This window comes from Aggregatibacter aphrophilus ATCC 33389 (genome assembly GCF_900636915.1).
Classification (GTDB): domain Bacteria; phylum Pseudomonadota; class Gammaproteobacteria; order Enterobacterales; family Pasteurellaceae; genus Aggregatibacter; species Aggregatibacter aphrophilus.
In genome coordinates this window covers 1,407,725-1,421,700 of the sequence record NZ_LR134327.1, presented here as the reverse complement: position 1 = coordinate 1,421,700, position 13,976 = coordinate 1,407,725, and the positions used below count along the sequence as shown (strand labels likewise).

General features: G+C 42.3%; 10 protein-coding genes and 2 rRNA genes. 6 read left to right on the top strand and 6 right to left on the bottom strand.

Annotated features, from left to right (window positions below; all coding sequences use genetic code 11):
* Positions 1–7: 7 nt before the first annotated feature.
* From EL144_RS07025 to EL144_RS07010, 4 genes are all read right to left on the bottom strand, one after another.
* On the bottom strand, positions 8–1,102 hold the full coding sequence (locus EL144_RS07025) for a TIGR01620 family protein (RefSeq protein WP_005702978.1): 1,095 nt from the start codon (positions 1,100–1,102) through the stop codon (positions 8–10).
* Between the two features lie 10 nt (positions 1,103–1,112).
* The gene (locus EL144_RS07020; RefSeq protein ID WP_005702977.1) at positions 1,113–2,519 is read right to left on the bottom strand and encodes a YcjX family GTP-binding protein; all 1,407 of its coding nucleotides are present in this window, start codon (positions 2,517–2,519) and stop codon (positions 1,113–1,115) included.
* Positions 2,520–2,711: 192 nt separating this feature from the next.
* A complete protein-coding gene (locus EL144_RS07015; protein WP_005702976.1) occupies positions 2,712–3,437 on the bottom strand; it encodes a substrate-binding domain-containing protein in 726 nt (241 codons plus the stop codon).
* Complete coding sequence (locus tag EL144_RS07010) at positions 3,431–4,027, bottom strand: ABC transporter ATP-binding protein (RefSeq protein WP_005702975.1); 597 nt, start codon at positions 4,025–4,027, stop codon at positions 3,431–3,433. Before EL144_RS07010 ends, EL144_RS07015 begins: the two co-directional genes overlap by 7 nt.
* Positions 4,028–4,313: 286 nt before the next feature.
* Here EL144_RS07010 and EL144_RS07000 point away from each other — a divergent pair, with 286 nt between their 5' ends.
* The 6 genes from EL144_RS07000 to EL144_RS06975 all read left to right on the top strand — a co-directional run bounded on the left by EL144_RS07000 (position 4,314) and on the right by EL144_RS06975 (position 10,269).
* A complete protein-coding gene (locus tag EL144_RS07000) occupies positions 4,314–6,005 on the top strand; it encodes an ABC transporter substrate-binding protein (RefSeq protein WP_032994860.1) in 1,692 nt (563 codons plus the stop codon).
* Positions 6,005–6,970, top strand: coding sequence for an ABC transporter permease (locus EL144_RS06995; RefSeq protein ID WP_032994859.1), 966 nt, complete (start codon positions 6,005–6,007; stop codon positions 6,968–6,970). Before EL144_RS07000 ends, EL144_RS06995 begins: the two co-directional genes overlap by 1 nt.
* Positions 6,960–7,847, top strand: a complete 888-nt coding sequence (locus tag EL144_RS06990) for an ABC transporter permease subunit (protein WP_005702971.1) — start codon at positions 6,960–6,962, stop codon at positions 7,845–7,847. Before EL144_RS06995 ends, EL144_RS06990 begins: the two co-directional genes overlap by 11 nt.
* A 6-nt stretch (positions 7,848–7,853) precedes the next feature.
* Positions 7,854–8,906: a peptide ABC transporter ATP-binding protein gene (locus EL144_RS06985; protein WP_005702969.1), complete on the top strand. Its 1,053-nt coding sequence runs from the start codon at positions 7,854–7,856 to the stop codon at positions 8,904–8,906.
* 12 nt (positions 8,907–8,918) lie between these two features.
* Positions 8,919–9,731 carry a peptide ABC transporter ATP-binding protein gene (locus EL144_RS06980; protein WP_005702968.1) on the top strand — a complete coding sequence of 271 codons (813 nt, stop codon included), beginning with the start codon at positions 8,919–8,921 and terminating at the stop codon, positions 9,729–9,731.
* A gap of 85 nt (positions 9,732–9,816) precedes the next feature.
* Positions 9,817–10,269 carry a PNPOx family protein gene (locus tag EL144_RS06975; RefSeq protein WP_005700275.1) on the top strand — a complete coding sequence of 151 codons (453 nt, stop codon included), beginning with the start codon at positions 9,817–9,819 and terminating at the stop codon, positions 10,267–10,269.
* A gap of 233 nt (positions 10,270–10,502) precedes the next feature.
* On the opposite strand, the gene rrf is transcribed toward EL144_RS06975, so the two are convergent.
* Both rrf and EL144_RS06965 read right to left on the bottom strand, forming a co-directional pair.
* A 5S ribosomal RNA gene (gene rrf / locus EL144_RS06970) occupies positions 10,503–10,618 on the bottom strand.
* Between the two features lie 204 nt (positions 10,619–10,822).
* Positions 10,823–13,719: ribosomal RNA gene (locus EL144_RS06965) — 23S ribosomal RNA — on the bottom strand.
* Between the last annotated feature and the right edge of the window lie 257 nt (positions 13,720–13,976).

Below are 13,976 nucleotides of genomic sequence, written 5' to 3'. Positions count from 1 at the left end.
ATATTATTTACACTTTATCTTTTTGCTTAAATTTTACTTGATCAAATACCGTGTTGCTTAAATGGCTTAGCAATTCTTTATGTAATTGTGATAAACGAGGCTTTTCATTTGATTGAAATGCAAGCGGGCGGCAAAACTCCATGGCTTTAATACCTAAACGGGCAGTCAATATGCCCACGCCAATACCTTGTGCGGCACGCGCTGACAATTTCGCCGTCAGATCTTGCGATAACCAATTCACGCCTAAATCCTGAATCAATTCCGTCGCTCCGGCAAACGCCATATTCACCAAGACCATGCGCAACAAACGAATGCGGCTAAAATAGCCCAACTCAATGCCATAAATCTGTGCAATTTGATTAATCAAACGGATGTTGCGCCAAGCAATGAAGAAAATATCCACCAACGCCAATGGACTAATTGCCACCAACGCAGCCGATTCCGTCGAGGCTTTGGTAATCAATTTTTTGGCTTGTTTATCTACAGGCTGTAGCACGTTTTGACTAAATAAATGCAAAATCTCACGGGCGGAATAGGCTTCATGAATTTGTTTTTGCCATTGCATAAAATCAGGGTTTTGCCCATCAATATGAACTAATTTGGTCACTTCTTGGCATAAGCTGACCGCCTGTTGATGTTCGGCAGATGAAAAAACATCTTTAAAATTGACCGCACTTTTCAGCAACTGTTGACTTTGCGTTTGGATTTCTGCCCGATGACGTAATTTCGCCAAACGTCGCCATTCGCCGACAATCGCCGATACGCCGAGTAAAATCACGGCACAAGCGACCAAGGAAAACGCAAAATAAATCCATTGATTTTGTTGCCAGGCATCCACCAGCCATTGCACCGATTGAGCCACAGAGGCGACAAAAAATAAGAGACTAACCCCACCTAATATTTTTTTCCACCAACGCGGTTTCGGTTGCAGACTTTGTTCAAATTGTTGTTCTAACAATTCGCCTTCAAAAATCCCATTCTGATCCTCTGTGTCAGGTACTGCCTGCTCTTCGTGAAATTCCTGTTTGGCGATAAATGCCGATTGCGCATTGAGATCCTCATTCATATCGCTTTCATTTTGTGTAAACACTTTTTTCTCCACGACCTGCCTCCTACAATTTATCGCCCAACAAAAATTGCAACACCGCATCCATTCGCAAGTGCGGTATATTTTCACCTTGTTCTAAACGGCGTGGTTCAAATTGGTCGAATTCAAATTTTTGATTTTGCCAAAAATCGGCACTCGGCAATCTTCCCGGCACACTGCCCGGATAAAGTGTCACTTTCTGCTTATCGGAAGAACGAATACCTTGCAACGCTTTAAATTGCTTACCGTTTTGATTCACCACCACTTGCTGTGTCGCACGGATAGACGCAATCGCGGTGTAATCCGTCACAATATCGGCAAATTCTACATAACGTCCGCCTTCTTGCACCAATTGACGCATCAAGCCGATTAAATTCGGCAGTTGGTCTGTAGTGATATGATCCGCCTTGGTCGCAATAAACATCAATTTATCAATTTTAGGTGAGAAAAGACGGTTTAAAAGATGCCGTTTGCCATAATGAAAATTACGAAATAGCTGCTGTAGCGCCTGCTGCATATCGTTAAAAGCTTGTCGGCTATGATTTAACGGTATCAAGCAATCCGCCAAAATGACTTGTCGATCAAAGGTCTCAAAGTAATTTTCGTAAAACCCTTTTACAATATGCTGACGATAATAGTCATAGCGTTTAGTCAGCACAGCAAAATAACTTTCACTTTTCGCTTCACGTTTCAGTTGTTGCCATTGTGACGCATTCAAATGCAATAACGGAAAGAATTGCAAGGCCGGAGCGCCTTCAAGCTCACCGGGTAACACAAATCTTCCCGGCTGAATAAAATGCAACCCTTGTTTCTTACATTGCCACAAATAATCGGTGTAATCTTTGGCCAACTGCGCCAAAATGTCTTCATCCGCCGAATCGGTCAGCTTAATTTTTTTCACTTTGTTTAACCAAGTCTGCGCCAACTCAGCGTGTGTACCGTTAAGTTGTCGTTGTAATTCCAACGACCACTGTTCAAACCCTAAATCCAATAACGGCAAATCCAACAACCACTCACCGGGATAATCAAAAATATCTAAATATAACGTGCCTTTTTCTTTCAAATGACGCAGCAAACCGTTGCTCCGTTGATAACGGATCGCTAAGCGGGTTTCACTCACGCCTCGAGTAGATTGCGGCCAAATCGGAGGTTCTTGAGACAAGGCGTTAAGATTACCTTCGTAATCAAAACGCGGGATCGATAAATCTAACTGGGGAACCCGTTGTACCGCCAGAATTCGGTGTTGACGGGCCGCATCAAATAGCGGCAAATGCCCGTTATCCACTCGATTAATGTGTAACATTTGATTCATTAAGCTAGTAATAAACGCAGTTTTCCCACTTCTACTCAACCCCGTCACGGCAATTCGTAAAGTACGATCTAAGCCACGATTAACCAGCTCGTTTAATTCTTTTTGCAGATGATTTAGCATACTCGTCTTCTTAATATATGACGTCAATAATTGGGGACATTATACCGAAAAAATGAAGATGGGCTTAATTTGCTTGGAAATAAAAGAAAAGTGCGGTCACAAAAAATATATTTTTGAGAATGGATTTTGCCAACAGCCCCCGAGGGGCGAATAAATCACATAAGTGATTTATGCATCATTTTCGTTACGTTTTTATTCTGCCAAAAAGCCATGTTGATACATAATGCGTTTTGCCGTATCGGACATTAAGAACTGGAAAAATAAACGGGTAATCACATTCTCGCTAAGTTGCGCGGCAGAATATGTCGCCTTGATATTAAATTCGGGTGGGAAATGATGAAAACGCAGATTCTCGTTTGCTAATTTGTGCATATAGTTAGCGTAACCAATCATCATGTCGGCATGATTATTCTGTAAGACATACTTGGAAGCAATTTCACCTTTAGGAATAACTACGGCACTATTTTCACCGCCGACCAACGGCATCGCACGCTGTTTTAATAAACTACCGGAAACGGGATAGGCTTGTTCTAACAGCTCAAACAGGTACCAAGTGTAATCCCCGCAAGGATCCGCAATAGGCGTGGAGGTTGCCAAACGCAATGATTCATCAAACAAAATATCTAACGTATTGCGATGTTGATAATGTTCGGTATTTAATGTGGTGAGAATAAGTTGATTAAAGGCGAGGATTTGCTGGTTATAAATACATTTCGTAGCAGATAAGATATTGATATTTTGCAAATTGGCACTAATAAAAATATCACAGTATTCATCGGCCTCAAGACGTTGTCGCAACAACCCCGCCGGCGCCAAATGTAAATGAACCTCCACCGGGTTTTTCTGCTTGAAAATCGTCACTAGCTCATTTAAGACATGACGAAAACTTCCTGCGCTAAAAATCGTTAAATTCAACATTTTTTGATCCTATGAAAGCCGCTTAATACGCTGTCGTACACGGGGACAAAATGCGTAAATCCATGGTTTTGATAGTGTGCTTCCTGCACCAACATGGGCAAATAAAATAACTGCGTAAGATTCTCGGCAGTCAACACGTCATCAGTGAGGCCAAATAAAACGTTTTGTTTATTCATTAACAAGACTTTGTTAGCCACTGCAACCGCATGATTAGGTTGATGCGTCGTAAATACAATGGTTAATTTATGTTCTTTCACCAACTGTTGCAATAACGATAATACAGTATTTTGATTCGCTAAATCCAAAGCGGAGGTCGGCTCATCCAACAGCATTAATTTGCATTCGGAAGCAATAGCGCGCGCAATTAAAATCAGTTGTCGCTGCCCGCCTGAAAGCGAAGCAAATTCGCGATTTGCCAAATGGGTCAAGTTCAAATAATCCAGTGCCTGCATGGCGATTTGATAATCATGCGGTTTTGGTTTGGCGAAAGTATTAATATGGATTAAGCGCCCCATTAACACGATATCCAACACAGAATAAGCAAAAGGCGAAGAAAAGAATTGCGGCACAAAACCGATAGATTGATACACCTCAATCTTGGATAAAAGATGAATTGGCCACAGGTAAATTGGTAGAAATGTTAAAAGTTCAGGCGATTGATTATGAGGGATATTACCTCTACTACCCAAGCCGCCGTCAAAACTCACCTCTCTTTAAAGCATTGGTTGATATGTTAAAACTTTAAGGTATTGCTTTTGCGCAAAGTGCGGTCATTTTCAGCGGAGAATTTGGATAAACGGCATATTTACTAGAATATGCATGGAATATATCTTACAATTCGGCATTATTATTTTAAGCATTCACCAATCTATTGTTATGTTGAATAAAAAAATCTTTGCGTCATTTTTTTTGCTCGCTGTTGCTGTCAATCAGGCAATAGCGGCACCGCGTGTGCCGGAAGAGCTAACCGACAATGGATTGATTTATTGCACCAACGCCACGGGCTTTTCTTTTAACCCGCAAACAGCTGATGCGGGAACCAGTATGAATGTGGTAACGGAGCAGATTTATAACAAACTTTTCGATATTTCCAACACTAGCGCTATTCCAACCCCCGTATTGGCACAATCTTATTCTGTTTCGCCCGATGGCACGGTAATTACCATTCATTTGCGTAAAGGGATTAAATTTCACCGCACTGACTGGTTTAAGCCGACCCGCGATTTCAACGCTGATGATGTGGTATTTTCGTTAAATCGCGTGCTAGGTTATGAAACCTATTTACCGACATTGGAACAAAGCTCGGTGGATTATAAAAATCCGCAGTATCGTATTTTCCATGAACAAGCGAAGAAAGTGCGCTTTCCTTATTTTGAAAGTATTAAACTGAACCAAAAAATCGAATCGGTGAAAGCATTGAATTCGCACACAGTGCAAATTACATTATTTAAACCTGACGCTTCCATTTTGTCTCACTTAGCCAGCCAATATGCCATTATTTTCTCGCAGGAATATGCTGTGCAACTTAATGCAGACGATAATTTGGTGCAATTAGATATATTACCGGTAGGTACCGGTCCGTATAAGGTCAAAAATTACTTCCGGAATCAATATGTACGGTTAGAAAAAAACGAGGATTATTGGAAAAAAGACGCGAAAATTAAAGATATTATTATTGATTTATCCACAGATCGTACCGGGCGTTTGGTGAAATTCTTTAATGGCGAATGCCAAATCGCCTCTTACCCGGAGGTGAGTCAATTAGGCCTATTGAAGGAAAATGACGAGCGTTATTATGTAAAAACCTCAGACGGCATGAATTTAGCGTATTTGGCCTTCAATTTTCAAAAAGTTGCTATTCAAGATGAACAATTGCGCCGTGCCATTGCTCAAGCCATTAATCGCCATCGAATTATTAAAACCATTTATCACAATACAGCAACCGTAGCCAACAACATTATTCCGAATATTTCTTGGGCATCGACTGTGAATACACCGGATTTTGCTTATGATTTTAATCCTGTAGAAGCGAAAAAAGTCTTACAGAATAAACAACTTAATTTGAATATGTGGGTAATAAACGAAGAGCAGGTTTACAACCCTGCGCCACTTAAAACTGCAGAGCTGATTAAAGAAGATTTAAATAACGTTGGGGTCAACGTGACAATTCGTTCGGTGACACGCACCTTTATCATTGATCAACTCAATAAAAAATCTGAAGACTACGACATGATTTTAACCGGCTGGCTCGCAGGTAACCTCGACCCCGATAGTTTTATGCGACCAATTTTGAGCTGCAGCTCCTCTAATGAGATTACGAATCTATCCAATTGGTGCAGCAAAAAATTCGATCAATTCATGGACGAGGCATTGGATAGTGCTAATTTGCGTGTACGCGCCAATGCATATAACCAAGCCCAAGAGCTGATTTTGTCAGAACTGCCGATTATCCCAATTGCCAACGTAAAACGGGTGTTGGTTGCCAGTTCAAGGGTACAGCACATTGAAATGAGCCCCTTCGGCAGTCTTAATTTTTCTACATTGTCGTTACGTAAAGGACAGAAATGATGCTTAATTCTTTAATTCGACAATGTATTTTCCTGCTTGTAACATGCTTTGTGTTGTCGCTGTTGAGCTACATTATTTTAATGCAGGATCCGTTGAATGCTGAGCTGGCTACGCCGCACTTTTATAATGGCTATATTTATTATTTAACTAGCCTCACCCAAGGTGATTTAGGTATTAGTTATAACGGTGGGCAACCTTTAAGATCGACAATTTTCACGGTATTACCACCCACCCTTGAATTATGTTTTTGTGCCATTTTACTAGCCGTAATTTTCGGTATTCCTTTGGGTTTAATCGGCGCCATTTACCAATCACATTTCATCGGGAAAGCCATCCGTACCTTATCTGCTGTCGGCATGGCATTGCCGGTTTTTTGGATTGCACCGATTTTGCTTTATGTCTCTGCTATTAATTCATGGGAAATTTCTGCTATCGGTCAATATAATTTACTCTACGAAATCAAGCCAATTACTGGTTTTCCAACTATCGACGTTTGGTTTGTAAACGTGCCTTATCGTCTCAAAATTATTCAGAACGTACTCCAACATCTGGCATTGCCAACATTAGTATTAACCATTTTACCAACAATGGAAATTGTACGTTTAGTACAACAACGGGCAGAAATAATTTTTCAACAAAATTATGTAAAAGTAGCCACCACCCGCGGTTGGTCAAAATTTAAAGTCTTACGCAAATATGTTCTGCGCAATACCTTACCATTATTAATTCCGCAAATGACTCGCCTCTTCACTTTAGTCATTACGCAATGTATGTTAGTTGAAAGTACTCTTGGTTGGCCGGGTATTGGTCGCTGGTTAATCGATGCGGTGACTCAGCAGGATTACAACAGTATTTCAGCTGGCATTATCATTATCGGACTTTGCATTATTTTTATTAAAATACTCTCCGAAGGACTGATCTTTATTTTAGATCCGTTAAATAAGAAGGGCTGGCATGCGAGATAGAGAACCTAAAGATTTTCGCGAAAGCGCGGCATTAAAGCAGATTTGGGACTTGTTCCGCAAAGATCGTATTGCGCTATTTAGTTTCTATGCACTTTTGTTGCTAATTTTGACCGCACTTTTTAGCCCGTTCATTGCGCCTTATTCCAGTGACACCCAATTTGTCGGACGGGAATTAATGCCGCCATCTTGGGCTAGTAATGGGGAAATAGCTTATTTCTTAGGCACGGACGATATCGGACGAGATGTACTTAGCCGAATTATTATTGGCACCAGTTACACGGTTGGAGCCGCTTTAATTGTTGTAGTTATTACAGCATTTATTGGTGGCGAATTAGGCATTTTAGCCGGAATGTCGCAGGGCATAAAGTCTCGTGTATTAGGTCATTTTTTAGACGCTTTTCTCACCATTCCTGTGTTGTTGGTCGCTATTATTATCGCCGCCTTAATGGAACCTAGCCTGTTTAATGCCATGCTTGCAATTACCTTGGCATTATTACCTTACTTTGTACATGAAATTTATCGCAGCATTCAGTTGGAATTAAAAAAAGAATATGTGTTAATGTTGCGCTTAGATGGGATTTCCAAATGGGTTCTGCTTAAAGACACTGTCTTGCCAAATATTGCTATTCAGTATATTCAAGAAATTTCACGGGCATTCACTATTGCGATTTTGGACATTAGCGCCTTAAGTTTTATTGAGTTAGGTGCACAGCGTCCTGCTCCAGAATGGGGAGCTATGATAAAAGATTCTTTGGAATTAATTTATTTGGCACCATGGACAGTGATTCTCCCCGGATTAGCGATTATTTTCAGCGTATTAATCGGTTTGGTTTTCAGCAACGGATTATGTCGCGCCATTACAAAATATTACGAGTAGGTAAACATGGCATTATTGGATATTCGCAATCTTCGCATCGATATTAAAACACCATCAGGTCTCATACGCATAGTTGATAATGTTAGCCTCACTCTCAACGAAGGTGAGATCTGCGGCCTTGTAGGAGAATCCGGTTCAGGCAAAAGTTTAATCGCCAAAGTAATTTGTAATGCCTTTAAAGATTCTTGGATTGTTACTGCTGATCGCTTCCGTTTTAACGATATTGAGCTGTTAAAGCTCACACCAACACAACGTCGTAAAATCGTAGGAAAAGAAATTTCCATGGTGTTTCAAGATCCGCTCACTTGTCTCGACCCTAGCCAAAAAATCGGCAAACAACTGATTCAAAGCATCCCGGGATGGACTTTTAAAGGACATTGGTGGCAACGTTTATTAGGCTGGAGAAAACGTCGTGCTATTGAATTGTTACATCGTGTAGGAATAAAAGAGCATAAAGATATTATGAGTAGCTATCCCCATGAACTCACCGAGGGGGAAGGGCAAAAAGTGATGATTGCCATTGCTGTAGCTAACCAACCGCGTTTATTAATTGCTGATGAGCCGGCCAATTCTGTGGAATCTATTACGCGCGTACAAATCTTTAAGCTATTATCCAGCATGAACCAAAACCAAGGTACATCCATCCTGCTTGCTAGCAATGACATTAACAGTATTAGCGAATGGTGCAATTCGTTTATTGTGCTTTACTGCGGACAAAACGCAGAATCCGGGCCAAAAGAAAGCATTCTGGAAAATCCACACCACCCATATACACAGGCTTTATTACATTCGATTCCGGATTTTACCCAACCCTTACCCTTTAAAGGCCATTTAGGCACATTAAAAGGTACGGTCCCTTTACTGGAACAAATGCCTATGGGTTGTCGCCTTGGACCGCGTTGCCCATTTGCTCAAAAAAAATGTATCGTGAAACCGACCGCACTTCGTATTAAACAACATGAATTTTTTTGCCATTTCCCAATAAATCTGCGGGAAAAGAAAATTAAAGAAAAAGAACTCATCCAACCGTTAATACTAAGTACTGATAAACCAGAATAAAGGAAAATAAACATGCCATTATTACAAGTAGAAGATCTGACAAAGTCTTTTAAAGACAGTTTCGGCTTGTTCAGTACCGGCCATTTTCATGCAGTGGAAGGAATTACTTTCACATTAGAAGCCGGCAAAACTCTTGCAATTATCGGTCGTAATGGCTCCGGAAAATCAACTCTGGCAAAAATGATCGTCGGTATAACTCAACCTACTTCAGGTAAAATTTTATTTAAAGACAAAGAATTAACATTCGGCGATTACAACTATCGAGCCAAACATATTCGTATGGTATTCCAAGATCCTAACACTGCATTTAATCCGCGCCTAAATGTAGGGCAAATATTAGATGCACCGTTACTGTTAACCACTCATCTGAATGAGCAACAACGCAATCAAAAAATTTTTGATATTTTAAAATTGGTTGGCATACATCCTGACCATGCGAATATCAAAATCAAAACGCTTTCTGTTAGCCAAAAACAACGTATTGCCCTCGCACGTGCATTGATTTTAGATCCGCAAATTATCATTGTTGACGACGCACTTGGCTCGCTAGATGCTACAGTTAAAACACAATTAACCAATTTAATGCTAGAACTACAGGAAAAATTTGGGTTAGCCTATATTTATGTAGGGCAACATTTGGGTATCATAAAACATATTGCCGATGACGTTTTAGTAATGGAAGACGGTAAAATGATTGAATATGGTAACACTTATTCCTTATTTACCACGCCTAAAACTGATGTCACCAAACGGTTGATCGAAAGCCATTTTGGTAAAATTTTAGACGAATCTTCATGGGGTGATAATCTCCTTGCAACACCATGACAGTGCAGTGAAAAATTTAGATTTTCTTTATCCGACTAAAACACTATACTTTAGCTCCATAAATTTCACCACTAGGAGCGAAATAATGAATCCCCTACCTAAGCCAATTAGCCAATTTCTAAAAGAAAAACATATCGTGAGCTTTACAGCACATTATCAAGAAGATTTTTGGCCAGCCAACTGTTTCTACGCTTTTGATGAGCAAAAAGTACGCTTAATTGTGATGACAAGAACGACAACCCGTCACGCACAACTTATGTTAAAGAATAGTCATATTGTGGGAACTATCGCCGGTCAACCGAACAAAATTAAGGATATGGAAGGCATTCAATTCACAGCCTTAGCGCACTTGTTGGAAAATCAAGAAGAACGCAAAAAAGCCTTTGATATTTACATAAAAAAACAGCCACTCGCCAAATTAGTCAATAGTGATATTTGGGAAATTTCATTTACCGAGATCAAACATACATCAAATAAATTGATTTTTGCCAACAAAACCCATTGGATAAGAGAAGAAATCAATAACCCACACTTATAAAAACATCTATAAAATCAACCGCACTTTGAATCTATTCCAAAGTGCGGTTTTCTTTTTCGCTAAATTCCCTTGTTATCTCTCCGTTATCTCTTTAATTGGTAACTTGTCATTCTCTTACTTTTTGCTCTCTTTCTTTGCCTTTAGTCTTTCTTCAACCTTTAACTTAATCCTGTTTATCCGCTTTGCCCAAAAACAAAACCCCCCGATGCATTCACATCAGAAGGCTACATTCAGCTTGGCGGTGACCTACTCTCACATGGGAACATCCCACACTACCATCGGCATTACGGCGTTTCACTTCTGAGTTCGGGATGGAGTCAGGTGGACCCACCGCATTATCGCCGCCAAAATTCGGTCGATGACTTAAAATCCGTCTTCTTTATCTTACTCTCTATCCTTCAAACCAAAACAAGCTGACTCTCAACTTTCTCTCTGTATCATCACCTCTATTCCCGGTGAATCACCTACAGTCTCTCTTTACTCTCTCTTAACTGCTACTCACCCAATTCCGCCCTCATGCCTCAGGTCTCCCCAAAAAACACTTGAGCGTTGTATGGCTAAGCCTCTCGGGCAATTAGTACATGTTAGCTCAATGGCTCGCACCACTTACACACCATGCCTATCTACGTCTTAGTCTTAAACAACCCTTACAGATTTATAATCTGGGAGAACTCATCTCTTGGCAAGTTTCGTGCTTAGATGCTTTCAGCACTTATCTCTTCCGCACTTAGCTACCCGGCAATGCGTCTGGCGACACAACCGGAACACCAGCGGTGCGTCCACTCCGGTCCTCTCGTACTAGGAGCAGCCCCAACCAATTCTCCAACGCCCACGGCAGATAGGGACCGAACTGTCTCACGACGTTCTAAACCCAGCTCGCGTACCACTTTAAATGGCGAACAGCCATACCCTTGGGACCTACTTCAGCCCCAGGATGTGATGAGCCGACATCGAGGTGCCAAACACCGCCGTCGATATGAACTCTTGGGCGGTATCAGCCTGTTATCCCCGGAGTACCTTTTATCCGTTGAGCGATGGCCCTTCCATGCAGAACCACCGGATCACTATGACCTACTTTCGTACCTGCTCGACTTGTCCGTCTCGCAGTTAAGCTTGCTTATACCATTGCACTAACCTGACGATGTCCGACCGTCATTAGCAAACCTTCGTGCTCCTCCGTTACTCTTTGGGAGGAGACCGCCCCAGTCAAACTACCCACCAGACACTGTCCGAGACCACGTTTCGTCATCTTCGTTAGAACATCAAACGTTAAAGGGTGGTATTTCAAGGTCGACTCCAACAATACTGGCGTATCATCTTCATAGTCTCCCACCTATCCTACACATCAAAATTCAATGTTCAGTGTCAAGCTATAGTAAAGGTTCACGGGGTCTTTCCGTCTAGCCGCGGGTACACCGCATCTTCACGGCGATTTCAATTTCACTGAGTCTCGGGTGGAGACAGCCTGGCCATCATTATGCCATTCGTGCAGGTCGGAACTTACCCGACAAGGAATTTCGCTACCTTAGGACCGTTATAGTTACGGCCGCCGTTTACTGGGGCTTCGATCAGGTGCTTCTCTTGCGATTACACCATCAATTAACCTTCCAGCACCGGGCAGGCATCACACCCTATACGTCCACTTTCGTGTTTGCAGAGTGCTGTGTTTTTAATAAACAGTTGCAGCCAGCGGGTCACTTCGACCGGTTCAACCTTCAGGGGTAAACCCTTACAATCTACGCCGGCGCACCTTCTCCCGAAGTTACGGTGCTATTTTGCCTAGTTCCTTCACCCGAGTTCTCTCAAGCGCCTGAGTATTCTCTACCTGACCACCTGTGTCGGTTTTCAGTACGGTTTAGATAAACCTGAAGCTTAGTGGCTTTTCCTGGAAGTGTGGTATCGGTTACTTCAGCTCCGTAGAGCCTCGTCATCATCTCTCAGTGTTAAGGAAGTCCGGATTTGCCTAAACTCCCCACCTACCAACTTAAACGTGCATATCCAACAGCACGCTAACCTAACCTGCTCCGTCCCCACATCGCAGTTTATCCAAGTACGGGAATATTAACCCGTTTCCCATCGACTACGCTTTTCAGCCTCGCCTTAGGGGCCGACTCACCCTGCCCCGATTAACGTTGGACAGGAACCCTTGGTCTTCCGGCGAACGGGTTTTTCACCCGTTTTATCGTTACTTATGTCAGCATTCGCACTTGTGATACGTCCAGCAGCCCTCTCGAGCCACCTTCTTCCGCTTACACAACGCTCCCCTACCCAACAGTATTGCTACTGATGCCGCAGCTTCGGTGCTATATTTGAGCCCCGTTACATCTTCCGCGCAGGCCGACTCGACTAGTGAGCTATTACGCTTTCTTTAAATGATGGCTGCTTCTAAGCCAACATCCTAGCTGTCTAAGCCTTCCCACTTCGTTTCCCACTTAATATAGACTTTGGGACCTTAGCTGGCGGTCTGGGTTGTTTCCCTCTCCACGACGAACGTTAGCACCCGCCGTGTGTCTCCTGAGTATCACTCTTCGGTATTCGCAGTTTGCATCGGGTTGGTAATCCGGGATGGACCCCTAGCCGAAACAGTGCTCTACCCCCGAAGGTGTCCACTCAAGGCTCTACCTAAATAGATTTCGGGGAGAACCAGCTATCTCCCGGTTTGATTGGCCTTTCACCCCCAGCCACAAGTCATCCGCTAATTTTTCAACATTAGTCGGTTCGGTCCTCCAGTTAGTGTTACCCAACCTTCAACCTGCCCATGGCTAGATCACCGGGTTTCGGGTCTATACCTTGCAACTACTCGCCCAGTTAAGACTCGGTTTCCCTTCGGCTCCCCTATTCGGTTAACCTCGCTACAAAATATAAGTCGCTGACCCATTATACAAAAGGTACGCAGTCACCCTTTCAGGCTCCCACTGCTTGTACGTACAAGGTTTCAGGTTCTATTTCACTCCCCTCACCGGGGTTCTTTTCGCCTTTCCTTCACAGTACTGGTTCACTATCGGTCAATCAGGAGTATTTAGCCTTGGAGGATGGTCCCCCCATCTTCAAACAGGATATCACGTGTCCCGCCTTACTTGTCGTTAGCTTAGTACCATAACCTGGACTTCGAGTACGGGGCTATCACCCTGTGTCGCCAAGCTTCCCAGCTTGTTCCTCTGCCTCTGTCATTATCACTAACAGGCTCCTTCGCGTTCGCTCGCCGCTACTAACGAAATCTCGGTTGATTTCTTTTCCTCGGGGTACTTAGATGTTTCAGTTCTCCCGGTTCGCCTCATTATCCTATGGATTCAGATAATGATAGTGGGTTCTTCACCCACTGGGTTTCCCCATTCGGACATCTTGGATTAAACGCCTCTTATCGACTCATCCAAGCTTTTCGCAGATTAGCACGTCCTTCTTCGCCTCTGATTGCCAAGGCATCCACCTTGTACGCTTTGTCACTTAACCATACAACCCCAAGTATTCTTATGATTAACTCAACCTTATGATTAACTCAACCTCATGAACTTAACATTAAATTGAAAATCCACTTAAAATCACAACATTGAATCGAAAAACACTTAACGCCGCTAAGCAGTAACAGTTAATTTATTAAGAGTAATCACCTTTTATCAATCACTCTCACTCAGACTTTCTTGAAAGTCTCGTTTTCAGCTTGTTTCCGGTTTGTTAAAGAACAGGTTTTATAAAGAAGATGAATAATC